This is a genomic window from Streptomyces sp. PKU-EA00015 (assembly GCF_013387495.1).
Classification (GTDB): domain Bacteria; phylum Actinomycetota; class Actinomycetes; order Streptomycetales; family Streptomycetaceae; genus Streptomyces.
Genome location: NZ_JABZEE010000116.1, coordinates 1 through 3182, shown reverse-complemented (window position 1 = coordinate 3182; position 3182 = coordinate 1). Strand labels below are relative to the sequence as shown.

The window sequence follows — 3182 nt, the reverse complement described above, 5'->3', positions numbered from 1 at the left end:
GCGCTCTACCAACTGAGCTATAGCCCCTTGCTGTGTGTCACCCCGTGCTGACTTCCCCCGCGGCGACGTAGAGAACATTAACGCCCTCGTCGACGCATCTCCAAATCGTTTTCCTTCGGGACCGACAAGTCCTGGTTTGTCCGCTTCGGGGGCGGTCGGCGCGGGGAGGGGTCAGGCGGTCGCGAACGAGTAGAAACGCTTGAGGGTGCAGTGCTCGTCCAGCAGCCGGCCGTAGATCGGCTCCCCCTCGAGCTCCCGGTAGGTCTCGATGGGGTCGCCTTTTATGATCAGCGCCCGCGCGCACTCCTCGCACCAGTACTGGTACTCCGGATTGACCGGATCCATGTCCCTGACGATCGGCGTACCGCTGCCGCACCAGTCGCATTTCCGCCTGTGGGCACCCATCATTCAGCTCCAGCTGTGGCCGCAGGCCGTGCACACGTAGGAAACCCCTCCGTTGTCCCCGAGGACCTGGGCGACATGGGCGGAACCGCAGGAAGGACAGCTGAGGCGAGCACGTGCCTCCGCCGTGGCAAGCAGGTCATCGGCAGCCTCCCCGGCTTCCTCGCCGCTGGCGGACATCGTGCGCTCCCTCCCGTACCGCCGGTGGCCCTCCGGCCGTCCGATTCTGCCATGGCCACGCAAGGAGGTCAGCGGCGTTTGCGAACGAGACCGGCCACGGCCCCCAGCCCACAGGCGGCCGACAGCGCGAGAGCGGTCACCCACAGGGCGTCCGCGGATCCCTGGGGACCCGGTTCGGTCAGCCGGCCGAGGAAGAGCGTGCCGAACACGGCGACGCCGATGATCTGCCCCAGCTGGGTGACGGTCACCAGCAGCCCGCTCGCGTCCGCGGCGTCCTCCTGCCGGACCTTCGCCAGCGCGCCGGTCAGCGTGGGGCTGTACGCGGCCGCCATGCCCGCCCCGCTGGCCACGAAGGAGGCGTACAGCAGCGGGCCGCCGCCCCCGCCGTTCCGCAGCAGAGCGCCCGCGGCGGCGATCCCGAGCCCGGTCACCACGAACCCGGCCGGGGCCAGGGCACGTTGCCATCCGGCCGGCCAGCGCCGCCAGGTCATCGCCACGGCGCCGAACACGACGGCGGACGGCGCGAACATCACCCCGGCACGCAGCGCGCTGTACCCCAGGCCGCCCTGGACGTGGAGCGTGACGGTGAACAGGAAGGGCGGCGTTCACCGCCATGACGGCCGCAATCCTCAGCGCCGCGAGGCCGATCCCGGGGCTGCGCAGCACCCTCGGCGAGATCAGGGGCGCACCACCCCGGCGCGCGAGCCGCGCCTCGTGCGCCAGAAGGCCGCCCAGGACCAGCGCCGCCGCGGCCAGCGACAGCCAGGACCACAGGGGCCAGCCCTGCTCCTGCCCCAGGACCAGCGGGACGGTGAACAGCGACACCGCCGCCGCGAGCAGCACCAGACCGGGCAGGTCGAGACCGCCGGCGCGCACCCCGGCCTCGCGACGGTCCCGGGGCAGCACCTTCGCGCCCAGGAGCAGCAGGGCGAGGCCGATGGGCACGTTGACGAGGAAGACCGGCCGCCAACTCGTGCCGAACAGGTCGGCGCTGACCAGGATCCCGCCGACCACCTGGCCGGCGGCTGCGCCGCTCGCGAGGACGGCGGAGTAGGCCCCGAGCGCCCGGACCCGGCCCTCCGCGGTGAAGTTGCGCTGGACGAGGCTGAGCACCTGAGGGATCATCAGGGCCGCTCCGGCTCCCTGGAGGAAGCGGAACGCGATCAACTGCCTGGTGCCGGCGGCGAGTCCGCAGGCGAGCGAGAAGGCGGTGAAGGCCGCCAGGCCGCCGAGGAACACGCGGCGGTGGCCGAGCATCGCGCCGAGGCGTGCGCCGGTGATCAGCAGGACGGCGTAGGCGATGGTGTATCCGGCGACGACGAGCTGCAGGTAGGCGCCGGACGTGCGGAGTTCGGCACGGATCGTGGGCGCCGCCGCGTTGACGATGAAGGTGTCGAGGAGCGCCATGAACTGGGCGGCGAGCACGGCGGTCAGCAGAAGCCGGGGGCCGCCGCTGTCAGTGGCGGGGGCTTTACTTGATCGCGGGGCACGGGGAACGGTCGTCGTCATGCCGGTGAGACTGCCGCGCCCCGGATACGGGTGACGAGAGCCCGTCGATGCTGGTACTGACAGCACCTGGCAACGGCGGACCGCTGCTTCGACGATGGGGGTGTGACCACGGTGACGACGGGGATCAGGGACGGGGCGCACCCGCGGCGCCGCTCGGAGCTCGCCGCGTTCCTGCGCAGCCGCCGGGCCCGGGTGACACCGGCCGACGTCGGCATGCCACCGGGCCTGCGGCGGCGCACGCCCGGTCTGCGCCGTGAGGAGGTCGCGCAGCTCTCGGGCGTCGGCGTCACCTGGTACACGTGGCTGGAGCAGGGCCGCCCCATCAACGCCTCGTCGCAGGTACTGGACGCCGTGGCCCGCACCCTGCGGCTCGACCAGCCCGAGCGCGAGCACCTCTACCACCTCGCGGAGGTCCCGTACGCGCCGGACCCCGCGGACGAGGAGCAGAGCGTCGGACCGGAGATCCAGGGTTTGATCGACGCGCTGGACCCCCACCCCGCGGTCGTCTACAACACCCGCTACGACATCCTGGCCACCAACCCGGCCTACCGCGACCTCTTCGAGCTGGACCGCCCGGAGGCGCTCGGCGTGGGCAATGTGCTGTGGGTGCTGTTCACGGCGTCCGAGGCGGTCTGCCCGGTCGTCTTCCGGGATTCGGAGCTGCCGCTGATGGTGGCGCAGCTGCGCGGCGCCTACGGACGCCATGTGGGCGAGCCGGCCTGGGAGTCGTTCGTCGAGCGCCTGTCGGCGGCCAGCCCGTTCTTCGCGCGGCTCTGGAAGAGCGGCGACGTCGTTCCGCCGGGGCCGCGGGTCAAGACGTTCCGTCACCGGGCGGTCGGCGAGGTGCGGATGACGTCGGTGTCGCTGTCGATCAACGGGATGCCGGAGTGCCGGATCGTGGCGTACACACCGGCCGACGAGGAGAGCGGCGCGCGCATACGGACGCTGCGCGCGAGGCGGGACTGACGCCGCGCCGACGGGGCTGCGCCGCGGTTCGGCATCCTGGGGAGACCACCAGTACCGACGCGAAGATCCCGCCCCCTTGCCGGGGACGGGATCCTGATTGTGGAGCTAAGGAGAATTGAACTCCT

The 3182-nt window shown here is 71.8% G+C and carries 2 protein-coding genes and 1 pseudogene; 1 reads left to right on the top strand and 2 read right to left on the bottom strand.

Annotated features, from left to right (window positions below; translation table 11 throughout):
* Positions 1 to 171 precede the first annotated feature (171 nt).
* Positions 172 to 345 (bottom strand): hypothetical protein, encoded by a 174-nt coding sequence (locus HW130_RS35080; protein WP_018846673.1) that lies wholly within the window; start codon positions 343 to 345, stop codon positions 172 to 174.
* Positions 346 to 650: 305 nt separating this feature from the next.
* A pseudogene (locus HW130_RS35075) lies at positions 651 to 2091 on the bottom strand (MFS transporter).
* Positions 2092 to 2193: 102 nt separating this feature from the next.
* On the opposite strand from HW130_RS35075, the gene HW130_RS35070 reads away from it, so the two are divergent.
* Complete coding sequence (locus HW130_RS35070; RefSeq protein WP_177153811.1) at positions 2194 to 3057, top strand: helix-turn-helix domain-containing protein; 864 nt, start codon at positions 2194 to 2196, stop codon at positions 3055 to 3057.
* Positions 3058 to 3182 lie beyond the last annotated feature (125 nt).

Coding starts and splice junctions, on each gene's coding strand:
- HW130_RS35080 (WP_018846673.1), bottom strand. CDS start 345: ATGGATCCGGTCAATCCGGAGTACCAGTACTGGTGCGAGGAGTGCGCG.